The sequence below is a fragment of the Pantoea sp. Lij88 genome, assembly GCF_030062155.1.
Classification (GTDB): domain Bacteria; phylum Pseudomonadota; class Gammaproteobacteria; order Enterobacterales; family Enterobacteriaceae; genus Pantoea.
The window spans coordinates 1,046,224-1,072,061 of record NZ_CP118269.1 but is presented as its reverse complement, the minus strand read 5'-3'; the positions used below and the strand labels follow the sequence as shown (position 1 = coordinate 1,072,061).

The following is a 25,838-nucleotide window of genomic DNA, read 5'->3' as shown; positions in this document are numbered from 1 at the left end:
TTGAGCCGGGCGGGAAATCGGGATTATGAACCCATGCGGTAGTTCGGTGACTCTTTGGTGATGGTCACGTCATGCACGTGGCTCTCATTGATGCCCGCGCCGCTGATGCGGACAAATTCCGCTTTGGTGCGCAGGTCGTCAATAGTCGGGCAACCGGTCAGGCCCATGCACGAACGCAGGCCGCCCATCTGCTGATGCACGATCTCTTTCAGACGGCCTTTATAGGCCACGCGACCTTCGATCCCTTCCGGCACCAGTTTGTCAGCGGCGTTATCGGTCTGGAAGTAACGGTCAGAAGAGCCTTTGGACATCGCGCCCAGTGAACCCATACCGCGATAGGATTTGAATGAACGGCCCTGATAGAGTTCGATCTCGCCCGGTGACTCTTCGGTCCCCGCCAGCATTGAACCCACCATCACACAGGACGCACCGGCGGCGATCGCTTTCGCGATGTCACCAGAGAAGCGGATACCGCCATCGGCGATAACAGGAATACCGGTGCCTTCCAGCGCGGTCACGGCATCAGAGACAGCCGTGATCTGCGGAACGCCCACGCCGGTCACGATACGGGTCGTACAGATAGAGCCAGGACCGATACCCACTTTAACAGCGCTGACGCCTGCCGCGACCAGCGCCAGAGCGCCTGCACCAGTAGCCACGTTACCGCCAACAATTTCCAGGTCCGGATATTTAGCGCGGGTTTCACGGATGCGTGACAGCACGCCTTCAGAGTGGCCGTGTGAAGAGTCAATCAGCAGCACGTCAACGCCCGCAGCGACCAGCGCATCAATACGCTCTTCGTTACCGGCACCGGCACCAACCGCGGCACCAACACGCAGACGACCCTGCGCATCTTTACAGGCGTTAGGTTTACGTTCGGCTTTCTGGAAGTCTTTAACGGTAATCATGCCCAGCAGATGGAAGCTGTCATCCACCACCAGCGCTTTTTCAACACGCTTTTCGTGCATTTTGTGCAGCACGACATCACGGGCTTCGCCCTCTTTCACCGTCACCAGACGATCTTTCGGGGTCATGACCGCAGAGACAGGCTGAGAAAGGTCGGTGACAAAGCGGACGTCACGACCGGTGATGATACCCACCAGTTCGTTGTCGCGGTTGACGACCGGGTAGCCTGCAAAGCCGTTGCGCTCGGTCAGCACTTTAACGTCAGCCAGTGGCGTGGTTGGCAGGACGGTCTGGGGTTCAGTGACCACGCCGCTTTCATGTTTCTTCACCTTGCGCACTTCGTCCGCCTGGCGTTCAATCGACATGTTTTTATGGATGAAGCCAAGGCCGCCTTCCTGTGCCAGCGCAATCGCCAGGCCCGCTTCGGTCACGGTGTCCATGGCAGCGGAGAGCATAGGAATATTTAAACGGATATTTTTGGTCAGCTGAGTGCTGAGATCGGCCGTATTAGGCAGGACGGTGGAGTGTGCAGGGACGAGCAGAACGTCGTCAAAAGTGAGTGCTTCTTTAGCGATTCTTAACATGGCAATACTCCACCTCGGGTGATTGAGAATAGATAAAATATTGCCGCGGCATTATACAGGCCGTAATCGATTGCCTCCAGCATTATTTACGAAAAACTCTTGATCCACACCGGCAGCAATGTAGTATCGATGAATTAACCTGCTGATTTGGAATTTGATCTTCGTCACATGTCGCTGCCACCCATCGCCAATATTTTTACCGTCAGCCGTCTCAATACGACAGTGCGTCAGCTGCTGGAGAAAGAGATGGGCCTGGTCTGGATCAGCGCCGAGATCTCCAACTTCACCCAACCGGCTTCCGGTCACTGGTACTTCACGCTGAAAGATGATGGCGCTCAGGTTCGCTGCGCCATGTTCCGCAACAGCAACCGGCGCGTCACTTTCCGACCGCAGCATGGTCAGCAGGTGCTGGTTCGCGCCAATATCACGCTCTATGAACCCCGCGGTGACTATCAGCTGATTGCCGAAAGTATGCATCCGGCGGGTGAAGGCTTGCTGCAGCAGCAGTTTGAACTGCTGAAGGCAAAGCTGGCGACCGAAGGACTGTTCGATCCGCAGCATAAGCAACCGCTGCCGGAACCGGCGCGTCAGGTCGGGGTCATCACCTCCTCCACCGGCGCGGCGCTGCACGATGTGTTACGCGTGCTGCATCGCCGCGATCCCTCCCTGCCCGTCGTGATTTATCCGACCGTGGTTCAGGGCGTCGATGCGCCAGCGGCTATCGTCCGCGCGATTGAAATGGCTAACCTGCGCAACGAGTGCGACGTCTTAATCGTCGGGCGCGGCGGTGGCTCGCTGGAAGATTTATGGAGCTTTAACGACGAACGTGTGGCGCGCGCTATTTTTGCCAGCCGCATTCCCATCGTCAGCGCGGTCGGGCATGAAACCGACGTCACCATTGCTGACTTCGTCGCCGATTTACGCGCACCCACCCCTTCCGCCGCGGCTGAAATTGTCAGCCGTAACCAGCTTGAGCTGCTGCGTCAGTTGCAGTCACAGCAGCAGCGGCTGGAGATGGCGATGGATTATTACCTGGCGCGCCAGCAGCGGCTTTACACCCGTCTTGAGCATCGTCTGCAGCAGCAGCATCCACAGCTGCGTCTGGCCCGTCAGCAGACCGCGCTGTTCCGTCTGCAGCAGCGTCTGGGTGAAGCGATGGAAACCCGCCTGCGTCAGGCCACACGTCAGCAGGATCGCCTGTCGCACCGGCTTAACACTCAGCAGCCGCAGCAGCGCCTGTTTGAGGCGCAAAAGCAGCTGCAAAGCTGGCACTATCGCCTGCAGCAGAGCATGACGAAACAGCTCAGCAGCAGTAAACAGACGTTTGGTCAGTTGGTGGCACAGCTGGAAGGCGTCAGCCCGCTGGCGACGCTGGCGCGTGGTTTTAGCGTGACCACTGACACCGCCGGACAGGTGGTGAAGAAAACCGCACAGCTTCAGAGCGGCGATCTGCTGCGCACCCGCCTTGATGACGGCTGGGTTGAAAGCCAGGTGACACAGTTGTTGCCTGAGAAAAAGCGCCGCCGCAAGACCGCTTCCTGACGCTGGCTCTGCCCTTCTGCTCACACTTTTCCACTCACCGCTGGCCTCATGAATGAGGTCTAACCAGCCTGGCGGGTCTATACTTTTTGACACATTCATAGTGCCAAGGAGTTTCAGATGGCTTACTGCGTTATTCCTCCCTACATCCTTCGCAAAATCATCGCGCACGGTTCCGGCCACCAGCAGGAGCAGGCGCGTCGCACCCTGACACACGTTCAGCACCTGATGGCGGAGCACTGGCAAAAGCCGACCGGCGTCAAAACGGCGGCAGGCGGTCATGTGGATCGTGAAATTTATGATGCGCAAAGTCAGGAAACTCTGCCGGGTAAGCTGATTCGCCAGGAGGGCCAGCCCGGTAATGATGATGTGGCGGCTGAGGAAGCCTGGGATTATCTGGGCGTGACCTATGATTTCTTCTGGCAGGCTTATCAGCGAAACTCACTGGATAATCAGGGGCTGAAATTACTGGGTACCGTGCATTACGGCGAGAAATACCAGAATGCCTTCTGGAACGGTCAACAGATGGTATTTGGAGACGGCGACGGCGAAATCTTTAACCGCTTCACCATTGCGATTGACGTTGTGGCGCACGAACTGGCGCATGGCGTCACAGAAAATGAAGCCGGGCTGATCTACTTTGAACAGGCTGGTGCGCTGAATGAGTCGCTGTCGGACGTTTTTGGCTCGCTGGTCAAACAGTTCAGCAAAAAACAGCGCGCCGATGAGGCTGACTGGCTCATCGGTGAAGGCCTGCTGGCGAAGGGGATTAACGGGCGTGGTCTGCGATCGATGTGTGAACCCGGCACCGCCTACGATGATCCAATGCTGGGCAAAGATCCGCAGCCGGCACACATGGATCACTACGTGAAGACCCGGGAAGATAACGGCGGGGTTCATATTAACTCCGGCATTCCTAACCGAGCCTTTTATCTGGCGGCTACCGCGCTGGGCGGTCATGCGTGGGAACAGGCGGGATATGCCTGGTACGACACCGTGTGTGACGACGAACTCCCGCAGAATGCGGACTTTAAAACCTTTGCCCGCTTCACCGTTCAGCATGGTAAAAAGCGGTTCAACGACTCGGTCAGCAGTGCCATTGAACAGGCGTGGAAGGAGGTTGGCGTGCTATGAGTGAACTGCCCGAACTCACCGATGATGCCACCATCATCGTCGCGCGTGAAGGCGGCATGGCCTTTATTCCGGGGCTGCGCGCCGAACGTCGCTTTATGCTGGGCGAGCTGCCGCCTCCTGAAAAGCAGCGCGTCTGTCATGCGCTGGAGCAGGCGATGCCGCTGGGTGAACCCGAGGAGAAGGCCGCGCAGGTGGGCAGTGGCGACCAGCGCTATTTCCGCATCCAGATTCAGTATGCTACCCGCCGCGAGGTGGGCACGATTGTGCTGCTGATTCCGGAACAGGTGGCGCCACCAGAGTTGCAGGCGCTGTGGCGCGACGGGAAATAAGCAAAAAAAAAGGGCCGACAATGTCGGCCCTTTTCCTTAAGCGTGGTTACTTGCTGTCGGGCAGCGCGTAAGCAATCACGTAATCACCACGGTCCGGTGACTGACGTGCGCCACCTGCCGAAATCAGGATGTACTGCTTACCATCTTTCGGTGAGACGTAGCTCATCGGGCCGCCCTGACTGCCCACCGGCAGACGTGCTTTCCACACCTCTTTACCGGTTGAAGAGTCAAAGGCGCGCAGGTAGTAATCCTGTGTTCCGGCGATGAACACCAGGCCACCCTGCGTTGCCAGCGTACCGCCCAGCGTTGGCATACCAATTGGCATTTTCATGCGCATCTTGATGCCGAACGGACCGGTGTCCTGCACAGTACCGACCGGCACCTGCCAGACGATTTTCTGCGTTTTCATGTCAATCGCCGACAGCGTACCAAACGGTGGCTTCTGACAAGGGATGCCCAGTGGTGACATAAAGCGGTTTTTATTCACCGCATATGGCGTGCCTTTCAGCGGAACCGCACCCATACCGGTGTTTATCGCTTCGCCGCCATTACTGCCACGCGCCGTTTTATCGGTATCCGCCGGGATCATCTGAACCCACAGGCCCAGACGCATGTCATTGACGAACAACAGGTGGTTGTTCGGATCGATCGACATGCTGCCCCAGTTCATACCGCCCAGTGAACCCGGGAAGCTCAGAGACTTATCGGTATCCGGCACGGTGAACAGACCGTTATAGCGCATTGATTTAAAGCCAATGCGGCAGGCCAGCTGATCAAACGGCGTTGCACCCCACATGTCAGACTCTTTCAGCGTCTGGTTGCCAATCTGCGGCATACCGGTCGAGTGTGGCTGCGTTTTGGTGTACTGCTCGTTCGGGATATGACCCTGCGGCATCGGCAGTTCTTCGACTTTAGTCAGCGGCTTGCCGGTCATACGGTCAAGCACGAAGATCATACCGGTTTTGCCGCCAATCACGACCGCTGGCGTGGTGCTGCCATCTTTTTGCGGGAAGTCGATCAGGCTTGGCTGCATCGGCAGGTCAAAGTCCCACAGATCGTTATGCACGGTCTGATAGACCCACTTCTCTTTACCGGTCGTAGCATCCAGCGCCAGCACTGAAGCACCATATTTGTGATCCAGTTCGGTACGGTTCGCGCCCCACAGGTCCACTGACGAACTGCCCATCGGAATGAACACGGTGTTCATTGACGGGTCGTAGGACATCGGTGCCCAGGAGTTCGGCGTACTGCGGGTGTAATCTTTACCCGGCATCAGAATCGCATTCGGGTCAACATTGCCTGGGTCAAACGCCCAGCGCATTTTGCCGGTGATAACGTCAAAGCCACGCAACACGCCGCCAGGCATATCGGTCTGCACGTTATCCGCGACACGACCACCCACTACGACGGTGGTGCCGGCCAGCGTTGGCGCAGAAGTCAGCTGATATTGCGGATCCGGTGCCTTACCCATACCGGCTTTAAGATCAACAATGCCGTGATCGCCAAAGTCTTCACAGAACTCACCGTTGTCGGCGTTGATCGCAATCAGACGCGCGTCGATGGTGTTCATCAGAATACGGCGCTGACAGCTGTCACCGGCTGGCAGCACAGCCGCCGTCACCGGGACTGAACCCGGCTTGTCCGGCTGTTGCACAGGTTTGGTGGCGTCAAAGTAAGCCAGACCACGGCAGCGCGGCCAGACTTCAGCCTGGGCGTTGATTTCACGTTTCCAGATCTGCTTACCCGTGTTGGCTTCAACGGCAATGACGTTGTTGTGCGGCGTACAGAGATAAAGTGTGTTGCCAATCTGCAACGGCGTCTGCTGATCTTCTGCGCCGTTACCGGTCGGGCTGACAGGCGTATCACCGGTGCGGAAGGTCCAGGCGACCTGCAGATCTTTCACGTTGTCGCGGGTGATCTGATCCAGCGCCACAAAGCGGCTGCCCTGCGGCGTGTTACCGTAGTTATCCCAGTCTTTCTGCTGTTTCGCTTTATCAACCGGAATCAGTGGCAGCTCTTCGCCTGTGGCTGCAACGGTAGGATGTGGCTGAAACATCTGCACCATGGTGACCACCATGCCTGCCGCCAGCAGCGCAGAGAAGACGTAGGACGGTTTTGCCAGTGAGTGCTTACCTTCGTGCTTACGCAGTGAAGGCCAGATCAGGAAGGCCAGCACCATCAGTCCGGCTGGCACCATCAGGCGCGATACCAGCGGCCAGAACTCCAGACCCGCGTCGAACAGCGACCAGATCAGGGTGCCGATAAAGACCAGCAGGAACAGAACCACTGCCGATGATTTGCGACGGAAGAACTGAATGGCGGAGAGGACAGTCACGATACCCGCAATTAAAAAGTACGCGCTGCCGCCCAGGGCAACCAGTTTACCGCCGCCAATTGCAAAAAACAGACCGGTGGCAAGCAGCACCAGTCCGAGCAGCACGGATGCTATTCCCAGCCCCTTTCCGGAACGGGAGGATGTTTCAGCCATAACACTTACTCTCCTGAATAAACAGAGCGTCCGGACAGGTGCTGTCCGGACTCCGGCGCGTTAACAGGTGCGCGCAGAGCATCGCTCGGTTTCAAATCGAATATAAACAGACCCGCGTCCGTGAGAATCTGTGGGCCGGAAGAGCACAGATGTGGCAGACCCCTCCCACGACGCGGCAGGATTGTACCACCTGGTACGTTACAGAGTGAACATATCCAACCGGTTTGTTACGGCTCAATAGCATTTTTGCTACAAAAAGGGCCGGGCGTCGCTATGGATTCTCAGACAGATTAAGCGTAGCTGAAAGCGGCGTCAGTGACCTGGCGGCTGGAAAAGTACGCGCCTGCGGGAAATCAGCCCATGTCCGTTACGGCAAAAATAGTCCACTGCGCCGCAGGCTTTCAGCACTTCCAGCGGCTGGCGACACGCGGGACAGCAGGGTTGCGCGGGATAGTGCGCACCACAGGCACTGCAGTTCAATTCACCGTCGCTGAGCGACAGCGGATGCTGACATTTTTCACACATCACACTCATTATTTTCTCCCTGCCCTGCCCTGCTGAATTCAGAGCAAAAAAAAGAGGGCCGGATGGCCCTCATTTTCTTAACGCTTATTCTTTTTCATATGCGCCAGCAGACGCTTACGTTTACGCTGCTGCGTGGGTGTCAGCAGGTTACGTTTGCCTTCATAAGGGTTATCACCCTCTTTGAACTGAATGCGGATTGGCGTTCCCATCACGTTGAGTGATTTACGGAAATAGTTCATCAGGTAGCGTTTGTAAGAATCGGGCAGATCCTTAACCTGATTACCGTGGATCACCACGATAGGTGGGTTATAACCACCAGCATGCGCGTATTTAAGCTTAACGCGACGACTGCGCACCAGCGGTGGCTGGTGATCGTCTGCTGCCATGTTCATGATGCGGGTCAGCAGCGAGGTGTTTACGCGCTTCGTCGAACAGTCATAGGCTTCAGTGATCGATTCAAACAGGTTACCGACGCCGCTGCCGTGCAGTGCAGAGATAAAGTGGATGCGGGCGAAGTCGATAAAGCCCAGACGGTAGTCCAGCGTCTCTTTCACTTCATCACGCACTTCCTGCGACAGGCCATCCCACTTGTTGACCACAATCACCAGCGAACGACCACTGTTGAGAATGAAGCCAAGCAGCGAAAGATCCTGATCGGAAATGCCGGCGTGGGCATCAATCACCAGCATCACCACGTTGGCATCTTCAATCGCCTGCAGCGTCTTGATCACCGAGAATTTCTCGACGGTGTCAGAGATTTTGGCACGCTTACGCACACCGGCAGTGTCGATCAGAACGTATTCACGTCCATCACGTTCCATCGGAATGTAAATACTGTCACGGGTGGTGCCCGGCATATCGTAGACCACTACGCGGTCTTCACCGAGGATGCGGTTGGTAAGCGTTGACTTACCTACGTTAGGACGGCCAACGATCGCCAGTTTGATCGGCAGGCCCGTCGGGTCGAAGTTCTCTTCTTCCTCTGCGGCTTCCTGCTCAGCAATCTCATCAGCTTCAAGCGCAGCCCAGTACGCCTGGTTCTCTTCTTCTTCAGTCAGCTCGACCGACTCAACTTTGTCCATCCACGGCAGCAGTGCCTCTTCGATCAGACTGCTCACACCACGACCATGCGATGCCGCGATGGCGTGGATCTCGCCCAGGCCCAGTGAATAGAAGTCGACCACCGCCTGATCCGGATCCATGCCGTCAGTTTTGTTCGCCACCAGGAAGGTCGCTTTCTGACGGGAACGGAGATGCTTAGCGATTTGCAGATCGGCGGCCATCAGGCCCGCACGTGCATCGACCATAAACAGCACAACATCGGCTTCTTCAATCGCCAGCAGTGACTGCTCGGCCATCCGCGTTTCAACACCCTCTTCGGTGCCGTCGATACCACCGGTATCAATAACAATAAATTCGCGCCCTTCCACTTCGGCGCGACCATATTTGCGATCGCGAGTCAGTCCAGGAAAATCCGCTACCAGCGCATCACGTGTGCGTGTTAAACGGTTGAATAGCGTAGATTTTCCCACATTGGGACGCCCAACCAGCGCGACCACAGGTACCATAACAAAATGCCTCAATAAATAATTAATCGCCCGAATGGCGTGATTATAACGGCTCTGGCCGTTAAGTTCAGGCTTAAGGCGCAAAGAATACCATGCCTGACTAAAAACGAAACGGCCCCTGATTAAATCAGGAGCCGTCGGAACGGAGGATTTCACCTGCCAGACGTTTACCCGTTAACGGGTAATCGCATAAACCTCACCATCTTTCGACTGGATCAGCAGCTTATCGCTGGCAACCACCGGCTCGGTCTGGAAGCCTGAGCTATCCAGTTCCTGCTGCGCGACAAAACGACCATCAGTGGTGTTCATCCAGTGCAGATAGCCTTCGCTGTCGCCGACAACCAGATAGCCGTTGTAGAGCACCGGTGACGTCAGGTTGCGATGCAGCAGATCGCTCTGACGCCAGATGGCAACACCACCGTCAGCGTTCAGCGCAATCACACGATCGTCCTGATCGACCAGATAGATACGACCCGCATCAACAATCAGATCTTTCACACCGCCGATTTCGCGTTTCCACAAAATCTGACCTGAACGCAGGTCCAGCGCAGACAGATTGCCGTTGTAAGCCAGGGCATAGACGACGCCGTTAACGATAACCGGTGTGGTATCGACATCGTTAAGACGATCGATCTCAGTCGCACCGCTGACCTGAGAAATACGCTGCTGCCAGATCAGCTGTCCCTGGTTCATCACCACGGCACTGACACGGCCGTTGTCGCCGCCGACAATGGCGCCGCCAAAGGCGACAGCCGGCGCAGATTCACCGCGCAGTGACAACGCTGGCATATCCAGGTTGACGCTCCACTTCACCGCACCGCTGCTCTGATCCAGGCCCTGCAACATGCCGTTGCTGGTATGAATCAGCACCAGACCATCACTGACTACCGGACGGGACAGCGCTTCACCGGCGACTTTCGTCTGCCAGGCCAGGCTACCATCACTGCTGTTCAGGGCATAAACCTGGCCGCGTTCGCTGCCAACATAAATGCGATCGCCATCCGCCGTCAGGCCGCCTGATAACAGGGCTGAGATGTTTTTCGAGAAGAAGCCGGTTTTCTCGGAGAGATCGACTTTCCATTTTTCTTTACCGTCTGCGGCATCCAGCGCTTTGACGATACCAAAGCGGTCGGCAGCGTAAACCGTATTATCCTGCCAGGCAGGATGCAGATTTGAGTAGAAATCACCGACGCCATCGCCTACCGAGGTGTTCCACACTTTCTGTGGCGTGAACTGATTTTCCACCTTCGGCAACGGGGCCATTTTTACTACATCTTCTTCGCCGCTAAACAGCGAACAACCGCTGAGCAAAGTGACTGAAATCAGTCCCGGCAGCAGGTATTTACGTAATTCCATGCGCTCTCTCTTGACTGGCTTAGCTTAAGTTATTCATCTTCATCTGCATCATTTGCTTCAATGCCGGAGAGGCGTCAGATTCAACCCCTTTACTCCAGGCATCGCGCGCGCCCTGCTTGTCGCCTTTGGTCAGCAGCGCTTCGCCGCGAATATCGGCCACAATGGCTGTCCAGCCATCACCCTTCACACCGTCAAGGGTTTTAAGCGCCGCATCCGCTTGATTCTGTTGCAGTTGAATGCGTGCCAGACGCAGGTTAATCACCGCCTGCAGATTGGCATCTTTGGTATCTTTCAGTCCGTTTTGCAGCAGCGTCGCCGCCTTATCGAGCTGGCCAGCATCAACATACTGCTTCGCCAGATCCATCGCCGCCAGCGCACCGTAGGTATTGCTGTTTTCACTGGCAAAACGGTTTACCGCTTCCAGCGTCTCCGGTTTACCCGCCTGCATGGCGCTGGTCAGTTGCTGATACTGCGCAGAAACTGACTTCGCCGTATCGTCCTGATGACTGCTCCAGTAACGCCAGCCACCCAGCGCAGCAATGCCGATCACTACGCCAATGGCTAACGCTTTGCCATTGTTGGCAAAAAAGTTGCGCAGCGCGTCGGTCTGCTCGTTCTCATTGCTATACACTTCCACGCAATCCCTCTCCTTTCTATGGTTGGTGCTGTGTCACGCTTACTGTAACAGCGTACGCAATACAGCAGCAGCCTCTGCCTGATCCAGCGTTTGCTGCTCGCCACGGCGCAGATCTTTAATCACGACCTGACCGGCTTTGACTTCATCCTCGCCTAACACCAGGGCAACACGCGCGCCCCATTTGTCAGCACGGGCAAATTGCTTCTTGAAGTTGCCGCCGCCAAAGTTGGTCATCAGCCTCAGTTCTGGTGCTTCGTCACGCAATTTCTCAGCCAGCTGCATCGCAGCAGACTGCACGCCCTGACCTGAAGCGATAACATAGACATCCACATTGCTCGTCGGTTCAAATTCAGGATTAACCGCCTGAACCAGCAGTACCAGACGCTCCATACCCATGGCAAAGCCAACGGCTGGAGTTGCACGACCACCGAGCTGCTCAACCAGGCCATCGTAGCGACCGCCGCCGCATACCGTGCCCTGTGAACCCAGGCTATCGGTGACCCACTCAATCACGGTGCGATTGTAGTAATCCAGACCGCGCACCAGACGCTGATTGACGGTGTAGCTGATTCCGGCATCATCCAGCAGGGCACACAGGCCGCTGAAATGTTCGCGTGATTCGTCATCCAGATAGTCGCCAAGCTGTGGCGCATCATTCAGCAGCTGCTGAACATCGGGATTTTTACTGTCGAGAACGCGCATCGGGTTGCTGTACATACGGCGTTTGCAATCCTCATCCAGCACCTCTTTGTGCTGCTCAAGGAAGGCAACCAGCGCGTCACGGTAGTGAGCACGTGCTTCCAGCGAACCGATAGAGTTGAGTTCCAGACGAACGTGTTCAGAGATACCCAGGGCTTTCCACCAGCGGGCATTCAGCATGATCAGTTCAGCATCGATGTCCGGTCCCTGCAGACCAAACACTTCCACGCCAATCTGATAGAACTGACGATAGCGGCCTTTCTGCGGACGCTCATAGCGGAACATCGGTCCCATGTACCACAGGCGCTGTTCCTGGTTGTAGAGTAAACCGTGTTCGATACCGGCGCGCACGCAGCCTGCCGTGCCTTCCGGACGCAGCGTCAGGCTTTCACCGTTGCGGTCATCGAAGGTATACATCTCTTTTTCAACCACGTCGGTGACTTCACCGATGGCGCGTTTAAACAGTGGGGTTTGCTCTACCAGCGGTAAGCGAATTTCGCTGTAACCGTAGCTCGCCAGCGTCTGCTTGAGAACGCCTTCAATCCGTTGCCAGAGGGCAGTATCGGCAGGCAGGTAGTCGTTCATCCCGCGAATCGCCTGAATATTCTTCGCCACGTTAAAATCTCTTAATGCAAAAAAACCTGTCCGGCATCATACCTTATGAGGATGAAACCGCACAGGTTCAGTCAAAAAAGTCACGCGCGCAGACCGCGCACGCCATTATTTTTCCAGATGCTGCACATCAATACGGCGGCTGGCATCCAGCATCGACGCTTTAGCACGAATGCGCGCTTCCAGCTGATCGATCATGTCATTGTTGTCGAGACGATCGCGCTGACGCACACCATCCTCGTAGAAACCACTCTTCTTGCTGCCGCCGGTTACGCCCAGCGTAGAGAGGGTCGCTTCACCCGGTCCGTTGACCACACAGCCGATAATGGAGACATCCATCGGGGTGATCAGGTCTTCCAGACGCTGCTCCAGCGCGTTGACCGTACCGATAACGTCAAACTCCTGACGTGAACAGGTCGGACAGGCGATGAAGTTAATGCCACGAGAGCGAATGCGAAGTGATTTCAGGATATCGAAACCGACTTTAACTTCTTCAACCGGATCGGCCGCCAGCGAGATACGCAGCGTATCGCCGATCCCTTCTGACAGCAGCAGACCCAGTCCAATCGCTGATTTTACTGCGCCTGCGCGCGCGCCACCCGCTTCGGTGATGCCGAGATGCAGAGGCTGTTCGATCTGTTTCGCCAGCAGGCGATAAGATTCAACGGCGAGGAAGACGTCGGAGGCTTTTACGCTGACTTTGAATTGATCGAAGTTAAGACGGTCGAGATGATCGACATGGCGCATGGCAGATTCCAGCAACGCCTGCGGCGTTGGCTCGCCATACTTTTCCTGCAGATCTTTTTCCAGCGAACCGGCGTTCACGCCAATTCGAATGGGAATATTGTTGTCGCGTGCGCAGTCAACCACCATGCGGATGCGCTCATTGTTCCCGATATTACCGGGGTTGATGCGCAGGCAGTCGACGCCATACTCGGCGACTTTCAGGGCGATGCGGTAGTCAAAATGAATATCTGCAACCAGCGGTACGTTCACCTGCTGTTTGATCAGTCTGAATGCTTCTGCGGCATCCATGGTAGGCACTGAGATACGCACGATGTCGACACCGACGCGCTCAAGGGCTCTGATCTGATTTACCGTCGCTTCCACGTCAGTGGTGCGGGTGTTGGTCATCGACTGAACAGCGATTGGCGCGCCGTCACCGACCGGCACCTTGCCGACGTAAATACGTTTGGATTTACGGCGGATAATGGGTGCTTCGTTATGCATATTATTTCTTCTCCACAATTGCCCGGTACACGATACGCTGTTATTGCGCACCCAATGTCAGGCGAGCAACCTGGTTATTACGGATAAAACGACTTAAATCAACGGGCTGATTCTGATATTGCACCTGAACAGCGGAAGGCGCGCCAATTTTCAGACGATACGGAGGCGTTCCTGCGAGGCTGAGTTTACCACCACTGCGCTGGATGCCGCTGAACAGTTTTTTGCCGGTCGCGTCACTCACTTCCAGCCAGCAGTCGGCGTTGAAGGTCATGACCACTGCGTTAGGGTCAGCCGCCGGTTCACTGACCGCGGCGGCTCCCACTGGCATCTGAGGTGCCGTGCTGGTACTGGAATTTGTGGCTGCAGGTGCAGCCGCTGAGTTGTCCACGGGCGCCTGGCTCGGCGACACCACGGCATTGCTGGTGGAATCCGGCTGCGCCGTGGTCGCGTTATTGCTGGCGCTGGCGGCCGGAGCCGCACTCGCTGGCGCGCTGGCCGCGTTATTACCGCTGGCCGGGGTGGTGCTTTCGTCAGGCGCGGCAGGTGCCGCGCTGTCACCGCTGGATTCACCCAGCGGAATCGACTGTCCGTTATCACCGCCGCTGCTGCTCTGATCGGTCATCGGCACCAGATCATCCTGCGACGCTTTATGATTCTGCCACCACCAGGCGCCGGTCAGCCCCACCACCACAAACACCACCAGCCAGGTGAAAATCATCAACCAGCCGTCGCGTTTCTTGCGGCGTTTGCCCAGAGAGAAACTTTGCATCGGCTCGATCTTCGAAGAACGAATCGGTGTCTGTTTCGCCATCATCGGCAGCAGTTCCTCTTCAGGAATGTGCACCAGACGCGCGTAAGAGCGAATATATCCGCGCAGGAACGTGGTCGCTAAATCGGCGGGCGATTTATCTTCCTCGATATCACGCACGGTTGAGAGTTTCAGGCACAGGCGTTCAGCGACGTTCTGCTGCGTCAGCCCCATCTGCTCACGGGCCAGACGCAGGCGTTCACCTGTTGATTGTAATGCAGAGTTTTCTTGAGTGGCTTCAGTATTCATTAGCTAAATAACGCTGGTACTGTATCGATTGCGGAAAACGTCGCGCTAACCGGTCGCCATAACGTGAAACGTCAGCGGCATTTCCCTGTAGCGCGGCGAAACGTAAGTGTAACGCCAGACTTCGTGCCGTTTCGGGCAGCTGTTGCTGGTAAACGTCGAGCAAAACCTGCGCCTTCGCCAGATGGTTATCTGCCATCTGCTTTTCAGCTTCCGACAGCAGCGAGTCAGCTTTGCGCCTGTCAGCCTCAATGGCCTGACGTAACGTTCTGCCAGCAGCAGCCACATCGCCAGCCTGCAGATAACAAAATCCTGCCAGTTCAAGCGCGTCATTGCGTGCATCAAACTGCTGTGCTGCGCCTGCCAGACTAAACTGTTGATGCGCTTCGTCATACTGCCTTAAAGCGCAGAGAAACGCACCGTAATTGTTAGCAACAAAACCATTATCCGGGGCCTGCTGCTGTGCCAGTATAAACCGTGCCTGCGCGGCTGTCTGATTGCCCTGCTTCTGCGCCAGTCGTGCCAGCGCAAGCGAGACCCGGTAATCGTCTGGCGCGGCGGCCTGTGCCCGCAGAAAGTTTCGCTCAGCTGCGGCATAGTCACCCCCCGCCAGATAGTGCATCCCTAACTGCAGACGCACCTCTTCTGCCCCAGGTTCGCGTGGCTGGCTGACACAACCGCTTACAACAAACAGCGCCAGTAAAAAGGCAGGTATTCCGTTACGCATTATCGTTTCCATCCGGTTGACGTTGACTGGCTGCAGCCTGCCACGCGTCATCACATCAGGAAACGATCTGTGTCAGCCTTCTAGAGAGGCTTCACAGATATGGCTTCACCCGCCATTTTAAGGCGCATCGTACGCTTGGTACGGTCAATCACTTCTCCGGCTAACTGACCACAGGCGGCATCAATGTCGTCGCCACGGGTTTTACGCACGATGGTGGTAAAACCATAGTCCATCAGCACCTTGGAGAAACGATCGATGCGGCTGTTTGAGCTGCGGCCATACGGCGCACCCGGGAAGGGGTTCCACGGAATCAGGTTGATTTTACACGGTGTTTCTTTCAGCAATGCGGCAAGTTCATGCGCATCATCGGTGCTGTCATTCACGTGATCCAGCAACACGTACTCAATCGTCACACGTCCCTGATTGGCATTGGATTTACCAATGTAGCGTTTTACCGCCGCCAGGAAGGTTTCGATGTTGTACTTTTTGTTGATCGGCACGATGTCATCACGCAGCTTATCGTTAGGCGCATGCAGGGAGATCGCCAGCGCAACGTCGATCATATCGCCCAGTTTATCCAGCGCAGGCACCACACCTGAAGTGGACAGGGTTACGCGACGCTTTGACAGACCAAAACCGAAGTCATCCAGCATGATTTCCATCGCCGGCACCACGTTATTGAGGTTGAGCAGCGGCTCGCCCATGCCCATCATCACCACGTTGGTGATAGGACGCTGGCCGGTGATTTTTGCTGCGCCGACAATTTTCGCCGCACGCCACACCTGACCAATAATTTCTGACACCCGCAGGTTACGGTTAAAGCCCTGCTGTGCGGTCGAACAGAATTTACACTCCAGCGCACAACCCACCTGTGAAGAGACACAGAGCGTAGCGCGGTCCCCTTCCGGGATATAGACCGTTTCCACCAGCTGGTCGCCCACGCGAATAGCCCATTTAATGGTGCCGTCGGTGGAGCGCAGCTCTTCCGCCACTTCTGGCGCGCGGATTTCCGTCAGCTCCATCAGCCGGTTACGCAGCTTTTTGTTGATGTCGGTCATCTGCTCGAAGTCATCGCAGCAGTAGTGATAAATCCACTTCATGACCTGATCGGCGCGGAACGGCTTTTCGCCCAGCGACAGGAAGAATTCGCGCATCTGCTGACGGTTAAGATCCAGCAGGTTTATTTTCTGGCTTTTCGGGGAAACGACAATGGGGGATGCGGACGCGGACGTCTCAATCTGTTCGGACATAATATTCTCTGGCCTCGTTGTTACACGTTATGGCGCTGTTCAGGGATAGGTGAAAAAATTGCGCCTTCATTAAGCGATGTCAATGAAGGCGCAATATTGTACAACATCTGCGGCCTGATAACAGGCGGGAGTGACCTCCCCTGCGCAGATTTTTGTAAAGCCGATGTAACGTTTATCGCGAGGCGATTAACGGGTACGTGGGCAGATTTCGTTTTCGCCGAAGAAATAGGCGATTTCGCGGGCAGCAGACTCAGCAGAGTCTGAACCGTGGGTCGCGTTTTCGGTGAAGCTGTCTGCGTAGTCAGCACGCAGTGTGCCAGCCAGTGCGTTAGCCGGGTTAGTTGCACCCATCAGGTCACGGTGACGCTGAACGGCATTTTCACCTTCCAGCACGGAAACAACAACCGGGCCAGAGGTCATGAATTCAACCAGACCATCGAAGAATGGCTTGCCCTGGTGCTCAGCATAAAAACCTTCAGCCTGCTCTTTGCTCAGCTGCAGCATTTTTGCGCCAACGATTTTGAAGCCAGCGCTTTCAAAACGGTTGTAGATAGCACCAATCACATTTTTAGCGACGGCGTTTGGCTTGATGATAGAAAAAGTACGTTCGATTGCCATGATGACCTCTGTCTTGACGTTCTGAAGAAACCGGTGGCGTCCGCCCCGGTTAAGAAACGGCGCCGATTATAGGGGCTGAGTCCGGCATTGCCTACCAGAGATCCCTGATTTGTTGAAAATTCTTGATCTGAGTCGAAGCAGACGCGCAACGGTTATGATTTAGCGCAGAAAAGCGTCAGCCCCGACTGAACGTGACCGAGACAAGCTGCCCCTCTTCATCCATCACCACCAGCTGATACTCGCCCGGATGATCAAGGCGGAGCGAGAGGCTGTCCGCCGCATGTTGCGTCATCAGCGGTTCACCATTCAGGAACCACCAGCGCTGCGTGCCCTTCCCTCCCTGCACCGCGACCGGAATCATCAGCACGCTATTGCCCGGCAGCGGTTTAACGATTTGTCCTTCAATGACGCCGGTGACGATCAGCGGTGCGCTATTGCCCTGCTGTAACGGCGGGCAATGGGGATCCGCATGCGGTAAGCGCTGCGCCCGTCGCTCCTGAGGCGGCAGCCAGGCTTCCAGCGGCAGCGGCCAGACCAGCCGTTCGTGACGGGTCGCGCCGGGGCAATCTGCTGCGACGCGCAGTCCCTGCGCATTCTGCCAGTAGCCCAGGCGTAATCCACTGAGGCTCTCCTGACCCGGTGCCAGCAGGGTTGGCGGCAGCGTATCCGAGGCGACCCAGCTTTGCCGCCGCTGGCGACAGTTTTCATCTCCGGCAGGCAGCGGCTGACCGCCTGGCCAGCAGATGGTCGCGACCGTCACCGAAGCCGGGCGTGGATCGACCGGCACGTCGCGTCTGCCCAGGCGGCTCATCAGCACGCTGTTAATCTGATTCATAATCGGCACGGCAGAGGCGAAACCAAACTGCCCGGCAACCGGCGTCGCATCCGGTCGCCCGACCCAGACGCCAATCAGATAACGCGGATTAATCCCCACCGACCAGGCGTCACGGTAGCCGTAACTGGTGCCGGTCTTCCAGGCCAGCGGCACCACGTCGGGTACGCTGCCATTACCGGCAGGCTGCGCTTCGCCTGCGAGAATACGCCGGATGATCCACGCCGATTCCTTTGATAGCAGCGGTCGCTGCTGCAATGGTTGATCGGGCGTCCAGCGCAGCTGAGCGGCATTGCCGTGACGGGCAAAGGCGCTGTAGGCCGCGACGATCTCATCCATGCGCGCCCCGGTGCCGCCAAGAATCAGTGAAAGATTGGGTTCAGCGCCGGGCGGGAAACGTAAATTCAGACCCACATTGCGCAGACGCGCCGCAACGTTTTTCGGTCCCAGCGCCTCCAGCACCTGCACGGCAGGCAGATTCAGGGATCGCACCAGTGCATCGCTGGCACTGACCGGCCCGTGAAAGCCGGTGTCAAAGTTGCCTGGCCGGTAATCGCCAAAGCGACGCGGCACATCCTGCAGCAGCGATTCGGCATGAATCAGCCCCTCGTCCAGCGCCATGCCGTAAATAAAAGGTTTTAACACCGAACCGGGCGAGCGCACGCTGGCGATCATATCCACATGCCCAAAACGGCTGTCATCGGTAAAGTCAGCCGAGCCGACGTAGCCGCGAACCGCCATAGTGGTGTGATCCACCACCAGCATCGCCAGCGAAGTGCGAGGCGGAAGCTGGTTTTTAACGTTCAGCGCCAGGCTTTCCAGTTCGCGCTGCAGTGAAGGATCGAGCGTGGAGACAATCTTGTCGCTGGCGCTGATCGACAGCAGACGCCGGGCCAGCAGCGGCGCCATCTGCGGCATCTGCCGTGGCGGCAGCCAGACCGGCTCCTGACGGATTTCCGCCACCTGTTCAGCAGACCAGATGCGGTACTCCGCCAGCCGATCCAGCACTTTATTGCGTGCGGCTTCTGCCCGCTCCGGCCAGCGATCGGGCCGCAAACGACTGGGTGCCTGCGGCAAAACCGCCAGCAGCGCCGCCTCGCCCGGCGTCAGCTGTGACGGAGATTTCCCCAGCCAGCTCCAGCTTGCCGCGCCCACCCCTTCCAGCGTGCCGCCAAAGGGCGCACGGTTAAGGTAGAGCGTCAGGATGTCACGCTTGGAAAGATGCCACTCCAGTTGCAGCGCCCGCCACGCCTGAATCAGCTTGCCCCGCAGCGTGCGGGGTTGCGGATCGATAAGGCGAGCCACCTGCATGGTCAGCGTGCTGCCGCCGGAAATGACGCTTTGATGGCGCAAATCCTGCCAGGCCGCACGCACCAGCGCCAGGGGATTGATGCCGGGGTGATACCAGAACCAGCGATCTTCATAGGTGAGCAGCGCCTGCAGGTAAGCCGGAGCCACCTCCTCTGGCGTGACGGGATAGCGCCAGATACCCTTGCTGTCAGCAAAGCGCCAGAGCGGCGTGCCGTCGCTGGCGACAATCACCCGCGCAGGCTGCACCTGTTTAAGCGGCAGCGGGAACAGCCGATCCAGTCCCCACGTCGCCAGCCATAACGCCAGAAAAAAAAGCGGCAGCGCGAGCCACCGCTTTTTAATGGCGCTGATGTTGATCACGCCCTGCATCCCTTACTGGATATGCAGCTGCGGCGGCGTACTGCCGGTAGCGCGCCACTCCGGCACATACATCGACTCCACCTGCGGCGGCGGCATCAGATAGCGACCCGGTGTCACCGCCCGAGCCAGGTAGACCAGCGTTGTGGGACGATAGGTATCCACCGCCAGTGCCGCGACAAAGCGATCGTCACGGAACTCAATGTGCTTAATGTCAGCCTGCTGCATGTCGCCCATGCTCTCCTTCAGCGCATCCGCACTGTCGCCGAGGCTGGCGCTGCTGTCGGCCAGATTCTGGTTTTCCAGCTCCAGACCGGCAGGCAGCAGATCCACCACCAGCGCATCGCTGATGCTGCGTTTCGACGAAACGGTCAGACGCACAACCAGTAACTCACCGCTGCGCAGATTACTGAGATCGGCAGCTTTGCCATCCAGGGTGAAGTATTCACGTTTTATCCCGAGCACATTGCTCTCCGGCTGAGGCGCGGCCAGCGGATAACCGGTGACGTCCAGACGGCCATACAGCGGCGCACTGCCAGGGTTACGGATGGTTAAGCCCTGCAACAGTCGCTCAGCCCCCAGCCCTTTATTCAGCGGTGCATCGCCCTGCAGAGGCTGTGAATTGCCCGACAGCAGCGCCTGCCAGCTTCCGCCCTGCGCACGCTGCAGAGTATGCGCAGCCAGATAAAGCGCGTTATTTTCCTGGGTCGAGAACCAGCGTTTGCCAGTGACCTCTCTGGACAGCGACAGCAGCAGACTATTCTGCAGATCAGGCTGCAGCTTATTCTCTGCCAGCAACGCAATCATCATGCCTTCATCGCGCACCGTGCTGCCATAGTCGCCGTACCACTCTTTGTCCGAACGCGTCAGCGTGGCACCCTGCATGATCGCAAGCGATGCGCGCTGCCCGTCACCCATCAGCTTCAGCGCGACGCCAAGCTGCATCAGCGCCAGGCCGGAGCGGGCTTTCTCTCGTTTTTCATACAGTGCACGCAGCGCACCCAGTGGCGCGCGCTGCTGACGCGCCAGCACCAGTCCGGCGTAAGCCTGCACGCTGAACTGCAGCGCAGCATTGTCGTCACTGCCGCCGCCGCTGATCTGTGTCGGATCCTGCAGATAGCGCAGCAGTCGTGCGTTCGCGCGATCGACCACATTATCCGGCAGCGCATAGCCCGCCTCGCTGGCACGCAGCAGGAAGTCCGTCACGTAAGGTGTCAGCCAGAACTCCTCTTCGCTCTGTTTATCCCACAGTCCAAAGCTGCCGTTGGCGCGCTGCATGCCCGCCAGACGGGCGATGCCGGTGTCGACGGCGGCCCGACGTGCCTCATCGCTGCTGGTTTTAATGCCCATGGCGGTCAGCTCTGCATGACTGGTGTAGAGCGAAGGCCAGAGCCCGCTGGTGGTCTGTTCCAGACAGCCGTAAGGATAGGCATAAAGCGCACTGATATAGCTGGCGATGTTCAGCGGCGGGCGATTGCTCAGCGTCAGCTGTCCACTCAGCGTCTGCGCATCCAGACCCGTCAGTGCCGCGGCCGCGACCTGCCAGGGCTGATCGGGATTGATAACGGCATCAAAGTTCAGCGTCAGCGCCGGATAAGGGGGCCGGACGCCGATTTTCCACTGCTGTTTGCCGGGCTTCACCTGTTCGCCCGGCAGGTTAAGACCGGAAATCTGCACCGCGATCTCGCCATCGCCAAAGCCGGTTTTCGCCGTGACCGGAATCTGCAGTGTGGTGCGTGCGCCTTTGGCCAGCGTCACGCTCTGGCTGGCCAAACCTGCCAGATCCACTAAACCACTGCGGGTCACATCCACTTTCAGAGTTTGCGGCAGATCGGTGAGGTTAGTGAGATCCAGCGCCAGGGAGGCCGAATCACCGCTGGCCAGGAAGCGCGGCGTAGCCAGTTCGCTGATCAGCGGCGCCGCGACCACCAGCTTGCGTTCGGCCGCGCCAAAGCTGTCGTCGCTCCAGGCCTGAGTCATCAGCCGCAGTTCGCCGTTAAACGCCGGGATCGGCAGCGTAATCGATCCGTTGCCCTCTTTATCCAGCGTCACCGCCTGTAACTGCTGCGCCACGATATTGACGTGCGTCACCGGTTTTTTACCGCCGCGCGTCATCGATTCATCTTCGCCATCACCACCAAAACGCAGCGCCGCCAGACGGCCACCGCCTTCGATCAACTGACCAAAGACGTCGTACTGATCGACGTTGTAGCGTTTACGGCCAAAGAAAGCCTGCCACGGATCGGGCGTTTTAAAATCTGTCACGCTCAGTACGCCGCTATCCACGGCTGACAGCAGCACATTGACTTTTTCCGGCAACGGACCGCCGTCACGACTGGCATGAACCTTGACCGTCAGGAGTTGCTCAGGACGGATTTTATCGGGTGCATCCAGCGTCAGATTTAAGCGGCGCGCCTCTGTCGCCATCGGCAGATGCAACAGCCCCACCGCGCGTTTTGGCGTGGCGCCACTGACCTTATCGCCGTCACGAACCACGATGGCGCTGAAGTAGAGATCGTGACGCCGCCAGCTCTCAGCCACAGGGACATCCACCGTTGTGCCGCCCTTTGGTACGGTCAGTGGCTGCCACCAGAGCGTGCCACTGCTCGACTCCACCATCAGGTAGCCTTTACCGGCAGCCGGGGACTCAACCTGCAGATGCACGGTATCGCCCGGCTGGTAAGCCGCTTTATCCAGCTTCAGCCTGACCTGATCCGGACGCAATGCGCCCGTGCCGTTGGTATTGTCCTGCCAGTCATAACCAGCCTGGAAACGCACGCTGCTGACGATCTTTTCGCCGTCCTGCACTTCAAGCCGGTAGTGGCCCCACTCGACCGGGAAGCTGACTTTGGTGCTGCCGTCAGCCGGGACAGAGATGGCACGTTCATCTTCCTGCAAATCCTTGTCGCCATACTGCGACTGCCAGCCTTCGCTGTCCGAGAAGCTCCAGTAGTAATCACGGCGCTCACGGATCAGGCGCACATCCAGCTTGTCTGCCGCCAGTTTCTTGCCCTGACTGTTGGCATAGACAATGTCGAATTCGGCCAGGCTCTCTTCCGGCACGGTAGGCTCATCGTGATAGCTGTCACTGCGGTAGTCATACACCGCCTTGTTCCCGAACAGCGGCCGGATACCCGGCAGGGCTTCAGCGGGCCAGATGGCCTGCGTCGCGCGACGGGTAACGGGACGTCCGCCGGTCTCCAGCAGGCTGGCCTGCAGGATCAGGTTGAGCGGCGAGTGCAGCTGATCCCACTGACTCTCTACCGACAGCTGCGCTTTACCGCTGGCATCAAGCTTGAGATCCACCTCATCCAGCGTGCGTTTTAAACCTTCTTCGGTGATGTCACCAAACTGGTAGCCCGGTAGTGCAGCCACGGCTTCGCGAGCCGGTCGCAGATAGAGTTGTCCCTGTAGCGTGTTACCCGCCGCCGGTGCGCCATAGAGGTAGCGCCCCTCAATACCGAACTCAACGCTGGCATCAGCAGGCTGCGGTTGCGGATCGTTTTTCAGGGTTAAGGCCATGCGCTCCGGCAGAAAGTCCTCGACGTGAAATTTCCATTCGCGCTTGAGGTTATCGCCGGTATTGAGTCGAAGCATCCAGTCGCCGGTCATGGCGGACTCAGGCAGCGCCAGTCGCTGCTGGTAGAGTCCCGCGTCAGGCTGCCAGACAAAGGTTCGCATCACCTGGCCATCGGGCTGCACCAGCTCCGCTTTTATTGGCTGAGCGGGCAACGGATGCCCATCGGCATCGCGAAGCAGCGCATTCACGATGACGATTTCGCCCGGACGGTAGATATCACGCGGCCCGAAGACAAACAGCTGTTTGTCATAACCCTGCGGTCCGGCAACCGGAAACTCAGCGAGATCCAGCGCCGGACGCGCCAGGTCGATCATCGAGGTCTGCTCACCCTGTACGGCCAGCAGGATCCTGCCTTTTTCATCCGCCTTGAGGCGCAGATGGCCGGTGTTGTCACTGGTCCCACTCTGCAGCACCTGCCCTTTCGCATCCAGTAACCTGACGCTGACGCCGGAAAGTGGCAGGCCGTTTGCCAGGCTCTGGGCGAACAGTTCGAACTGTGTCGGGAAGCGATGCAGAGAGAGGCCAATGTCACTCAGGGTGAACAGCGTGGCGGGCTGGCTGTAGCGGTAAGTCCCGGCCTGCTTCATCACCGCCAGATAGACGCCCGGCTCCTGCAGAGCGGCAATGTCACTCATCGGCAGCTGCAGTTTTTCACGGGTGTTACGCGCCGGGTTGAGCTCAAAGCGCCCGGAATAGACCAGCTGGCTGCTTTTCAGCAGATCCTGTGACTGCCAGCTGGAGAGGTTATTGCCGTAATTCCACTGGGAGAGAAACTCTGCCAGGCCGGCATTCTTAATGCGGAAGAAATCGACATCAACCTGGTTAACATTCAGCGCCAGCACCGGCAGTCCCTGGGTGATACGCAGCGGCAGCAGCGATCCGCGACTGGCAAACCCGACCATCGGCTGGATATCACTGGTGGCAATTTTCTGGCTGTAATTGTCGGCGAGCGTCTCACCGCTGGCCGCGCGCAGTCCTGCATCGACCGTAACGGTGAAATGACGGGACGGCTCGGGGTGACGGAAGCGCAACGTTTTGCGGTTAGCGGAAAGCTCCCAGCCGCCATCCACCCGGCCCTGTTTATCGTCGGTCAGCCTGACTTTTTGCGCGATATCCTGTTTATCATCCAGCGGCTGACTGAAGGTTAAGACCAGCGCAGCGGCACCGTCGATCTGCAGTTCCGAGAGATCGATAATCGTCAGCGGTTTGCTGACCTGAGCGGTTGCGGGAGCCTCTGCCGCCTGAAGAGGCAAAACAGGTAACAGGGTCGCTAACAGCAGCGAGCCACCGATCAGCATGCTGAGCAGCAGCCGGGTCGTGCGTTTCTTCATGGTAGTTCCTTCACCGGGACGCAGGGAGTGTCGTTTGATTACGCCGCGCAATTTCATCTCAATGCTCGCATTTAATCAACGCTTCTCTTGAGATGGTGCGCACATTCCCTGACACTGGTATGACAGATTGCTGAGATGAGGTTGTTATGACGACGCCACTGTTTGTGTCCGCCGACTGGTTACAAGAGCACTACAACGATGAGCGGCTTCAGGTGCTGGATGCACGTTTGTTGCCACCCGGAATGGAAGCGGTTCGCGATGTCCAGGCTGAATATCTGGCGGGTCATTTACCCGACGCCCCCTACTTTGATATTGAAGCGCTTTCCGATCATACCAGCCCCTATCCGCATATGCTGCCGCGCGCCGAGACTTTTGCCGTCGCAATGCGCGAGCTGGGCGTCAGCAGTGATAAGCATCTGGTGGTGTATGACGAGGGCAATCTCTTTTCCGCGCCGCGCGCCTGGTGGATGCTGAAGACCTTTGGTGTGGCGCAGGTGTCGATTCTGGCGGGCGGTTTGCAGGGCTGGAAAGAGGCCGGTTTTGCGCTGGCAACCGGCGAAGTGACCCTACCGGAAGGTGAGTTTGAGGCCCACGCGGATGAGAGCCGGGTGAAACGCCTGACGGATGTGCTGCTGATCAGCCATGAAGGCGGCGCACAGATTGTCGATGCGCGTGCTGCCAATCGCTTTAACGCCGAAGTGGACGAGCCGCGTCCCGGCCTGCATCGCGGGCATATTCCCAACAGCCTGAACGTGCCGTGGAATACGCTGGTTGAACAGGGAAAACTCAAGCCGGAAGCAGAGCTGCGCAGACTGTTTGCCGATGCGGGCGTCGATATTAGCCAGCCGGTGGTCGCCAGCTGTGGCTCAGGCGTGACGGCGGTAGTGTTGATTCTGGCGCTGACCGCGCTGGGCGCACGGGATGCCACGCTGTATGACGGCTCCTGGGGCGAATGGGGTAGTCGCGACGACTTACCGATAGCGAAATAAAAACAGGCGGCCTATGAGCCGCCTGTTTGTTGATAATGCCTAGTTCGTTCAGCGGTAATACCGACGCTGCACAGGAAACAGGGTCAGATCGGAAAGTCGCTTAAGCCAATCCCTGGCCGCTCGGCCCGCGCCGTCCATGGCGCGGGACGCTTTCCTCTTCTGACCCTGTTCCCTGCGCGTTA

The 25,838-nt window shown here is 57.6% G+C and carries 18 protein-coding genes; 4 read left to right on the top strand and 14 right to left on the bottom strand.

Features of this window, described 5'->3' with window-relative positions; genetic code table 11:
- Window positions 1–23: 23 nt before the first annotated feature.
- Window positions 24–1,490 carry an IMP dehydrogenase gene (gene guaB, locus PU624_RS08875; RefSeq protein ID WP_161734332.1) on the bottom strand — a complete coding sequence of 489 codons (1,467 nt, stop codon included), beginning with the start codon at window positions 1,488–1,490 and terminating at the stop codon, window positions 24–26.
- A 168-nt stretch (window positions 1,491–1,658) separates the two neighbouring features.
- Here guaB and xseA point away from each other — a divergent pair, with 168 nt between their 5' ends.
- The 3 genes from xseA (at window position 1,659) to PU624_RS08860 (ending at window position 4,492) form a co-directional block, all read left to right on the top strand.
- On the top strand, window positions 1,659–3,032 hold the full coding sequence (xseA, locus tag PU624_RS08870; RefSeq protein WP_283547959.1) for an exodeoxyribonuclease VII large subunit: 1,374 nt from the start codon (window positions 1,659–1,661) through the stop codon (window positions 3,030–3,032).
- A gap of 117 nt (window positions 3,033–3,149) precedes the next feature.
- The gene (locus PU624_RS08865; RefSeq protein WP_283547322.1) at window positions 3,150–4,163 is read left to right on the top strand and encodes a M4 family metallopeptidase; all 1,014 of its coding nucleotides are present in this window, start codon (window positions 3,150–3,152) and stop codon (window positions 4,161–4,163) included.
- Complete coding sequence (locus PU624_RS08860; protein ID WP_283547321.1) at window positions 4,160–4,492, top strand: protealysin inhibitor emfourin; 333 nt, start codon at window positions 4,160–4,162, stop codon at window positions 4,490–4,492. Before PU624_RS08865 ends, PU624_RS08860 begins: the two co-directional genes overlap by 4 nt.
- A gap of 46 nt (window positions 4,493–4,538) precedes the next feature.
- On the opposite strand, the gene PU624_RS08855 is transcribed toward PU624_RS08860, so the two are convergent.
- The 13 genes from PU624_RS08855 to PU624_RS08795 form a co-directional block, all read right to left on the bottom strand.
- The gene (locus PU624_RS08855) at window positions 4,539–6,980 is read right to left on the bottom strand and encodes a glucose/quinate/shikimate family membrane-bound PQQ-dependent dehydrogenase (protein WP_283547320.1); all 2,442 of its coding nucleotides are present in this window, start codon (window positions 6,978–6,980) and stop codon (window positions 4,539–4,541) included.
- Between the two features lie 312 nt (window positions 6,981–7,292).
- Window positions 7,293–7,514 carry a zinc ribbon domain-containing protein gene (locus PU624_RS08850; RefSeq protein ID WP_283547319.1) on the bottom strand — a complete coding sequence of 74 codons (222 nt, stop codon included), beginning with the start codon at window positions 7,512–7,514 and terminating at the stop codon, window positions 7,293–7,295.
- 68 nt (window positions 7,515–7,582) lie between these two features.
- On the bottom strand, window positions 7,583–9,073 hold the full coding sequence (der, locus tag PU624_RS08845; protein WP_283547318.1) for a ribosome biogenesis GTPase Der: 1,491 nt from the start codon (window positions 9,071–9,073) through the stop codon (window positions 7,583–7,585).
- Window positions 9,074–9,247: 174 nt separating this feature from the next.
- Window positions 9,248–10,429, bottom strand: coding sequence for an outer membrane protein assembly factor BamB (bamB, locus tag PU624_RS08840; RefSeq protein WP_283547317.1), 1,182 nt, complete (start codon window positions 10,427–10,429; stop codon window positions 9,248–9,250).
- Window positions 10,430–10,448: 19 nt separating this feature from the next.
- On the bottom strand, window positions 10,449–11,066 hold the full coding sequence (locus PU624_RS08835; protein ID WP_136196758.1) for a YfgM family protein: 618 nt from the start codon (window positions 11,064–11,066) through the stop codon (window positions 10,449–10,451).
- Window positions 11,067–11,105: 39 nt separating this feature from the next.
- Complete coding sequence (hisS, locus tag PU624_RS08830) at window positions 11,106–12,380, bottom strand: histidine--tRNA ligase (protein ID WP_003848694.1); 1,275 nt, start codon at window positions 12,378–12,380, stop codon at window positions 11,106–11,108.
- Between the two features lie 105 nt (window positions 12,381–12,485).
- Entirely contained in the window at window positions 12,486–13,607 is a 1,122-nt protein-coding gene (gene ispG / locus PU624_RS08825; protein WP_090958667.1) for a flavodoxin-dependent (E)-4-hydroxy-3-methylbut-2-enyl-diphosphate synthase, read from the bottom strand.
- Between the two features lie 40 nt (window positions 13,608–13,647).
- Window positions 13,648–14,664: a cytoskeleton protein RodZ gene (rodZ, locus tag PU624_RS08820; protein WP_283547316.1), complete on the bottom strand. Its 1,017-nt coding sequence runs from the start codon at window positions 14,662–14,664 to the stop codon at window positions 13,648–13,650.
- Window positions 14,654–15,388, bottom strand: coding sequence for a type IV pilus biogenesis/stability protein PilW (pilW, locus tag PU624_RS08815; RefSeq protein WP_283547315.1), 735 nt, complete (start codon window positions 15,386–15,388; stop codon window positions 14,654–14,656). Before pilW ends, rodZ begins: the two co-directional genes overlap by 11 nt.
- An 80-nt stretch (window positions 15,389–15,468) precedes the next feature.
- Window positions 15,469–16,638 (bottom strand): dual-specificity RNA methyltransferase RlmN, encoded by a 1,170-nt coding sequence (rlmN, locus tag PU624_RS08810; RefSeq protein WP_283547314.1) that lies wholly within the window; start codon window positions 16,636–16,638, stop codon window positions 15,469–15,471.
- A 186-nt stretch (window positions 16,639–16,824) separates the two neighbouring features.
- Window positions 16,825–17,256, bottom strand: coding sequence for a nucleoside-diphosphate kinase (gene ndk, locus PU624_RS08805; protein WP_003848684.1), 432 nt, complete (start codon window positions 17,254–17,256; stop codon window positions 16,825–16,827).
- A 175-nt stretch (window positions 17,257–17,431) separates the two neighbouring features.
- Window positions 17,432–19,768 carry a peptidoglycan glycosyltransferase PbpC gene (gene pbpC / locus PU624_RS08800; protein ID WP_283547313.1) on the bottom strand — a complete coding sequence of 779 codons (2,337 nt, stop codon included), beginning with the start codon at window positions 19,766–19,768 and terminating at the stop codon, window positions 17,432–17,434.
- A gap of 3 nt (window positions 19,769–19,771) precedes the next feature.
- On the bottom strand, window positions 19,772–24,667 hold the full coding sequence (locus PU624_RS08795) for an alpha-2-macroglobulin family protein (protein WP_283547312.1): 4,896 nt from the start codon (window positions 24,665–24,667) through the stop codon (window positions 19,772–19,774).
- A 146-nt stretch (window positions 24,668–24,813) separates the two neighbouring features.
- Between PU624_RS08795 and sseA the strand changes: the two genes are divergently transcribed.
- The gene (gene sseA, locus PU624_RS08790) at window positions 24,814–25,656 is read left to right on the top strand and encodes a 3-mercaptopyruvate sulfurtransferase (protein ID WP_283547311.1); all 843 of its coding nucleotides are present in this window, start codon (window positions 24,814–24,816) and stop codon (window positions 25,654–25,656) included.
- Window positions 25,657–25,838: the final 182 nt, after the last annotated feature.

Bases quoted from the DNA above. Each gene is read 5' to 3' on its own strand.
- guaB (WP_161734332.1), bottom strand. From the start codon at position 1,490: ATGTTAAGAATCGCTAAAGAAGCACTCACTTTTGACGACGTTCTGCTC.
- xseA (WP_283547959.1), top strand. From the start codon at position 1,659: ATGTCGCTGCCACCCATCGCCAATATTTTTACCGTCAGCCGTCTCAAT.
- PU624_RS08865 (WP_283547322.1), top strand. From the start codon at position 3,150: ATGGCTTACTGCGTTATTCCTCCCTACATCCTTCGCAAAATCATCGCG.
- PU624_RS08860 (WP_283547321.1), top strand. From the start codon at position 4,160: ATGAGTGAACTGCCCGAACTCACCGATGATGCCACCATCATCGTCGCG.
- PU624_RS08855 (WP_283547320.1), bottom strand. From the start codon at position 6,980: ATGGCTGAAACATCCTCCCGTTCCGGAAAGGGGCTGGGAATAGCATCC.
- PU624_RS08850 (WP_283547319.1), bottom strand. From the start codon at position 7,514: ATGAGTGTGATGTGTGAAAAATGTCAGCATCCGCTGTCGCTCAGCGAC.
- der (WP_283547318.1), bottom strand. From the start codon at position 9,073: ATGGTACCTGTGGTCGCGCTGGTTGGGCGTCCCAATGTGGGAAAATCT.
- bamB (WP_283547317.1), bottom strand. From the start codon at position 10,429: ATGGAATTACGTAAATACCTGCTGCCGGGACTGATTTCAGTCACTTTG.
- ispG (WP_090958667.1), bottom strand. From the start codon at position 13,607: ATGCATAACGAAGCACCCATTATCCGCCGTAAATCCAAACGTATTTAC.
- rodZ (WP_283547316.1), bottom strand. From the start codon at position 14,664: ATGAATACTGAAGCCACTCAAGAAAACTCTGCATTACAATCAACAGGT.
- pilW (WP_283547315.1), bottom strand. From the start codon at position 15,388: ATGCGTAACGGAATACCTGCCTTTTTACTGGCGCTGTTTGTTGTAAGC.
- rlmN (WP_283547314.1), bottom strand. From the start codon at position 16,638: ATGTCCGAACAGATTGAGACGTCCGCGTCCGCATCCCCCATTGTCGTT.
- ndk (WP_003848684.1), bottom strand. From the start codon at position 17,256: ATGGCAATCGAACGTACTTTTTCTATCATCAAGCCAAACGCCGTCGCT.
- pbpC (WP_283547313.1), bottom strand. From the start codon at position 19,768: ATGCAGGGCGTGATCAACATCAGCGCCATTAAAAAGCGGTGGCTCGCG.
- PU624_RS08795 (WP_283547312.1), bottom strand. From the start codon at position 24,667: ATGAAGAAACGCACGACCCGGCTGCTGCTCAGCATGCTGATCGGTGGC.
- sseA (WP_283547311.1), top strand. From the start codon at position 24,814: ATGACGACGCCACTGTTTGTGTCCGCCGACTGGTTACAAGAGCACTAC.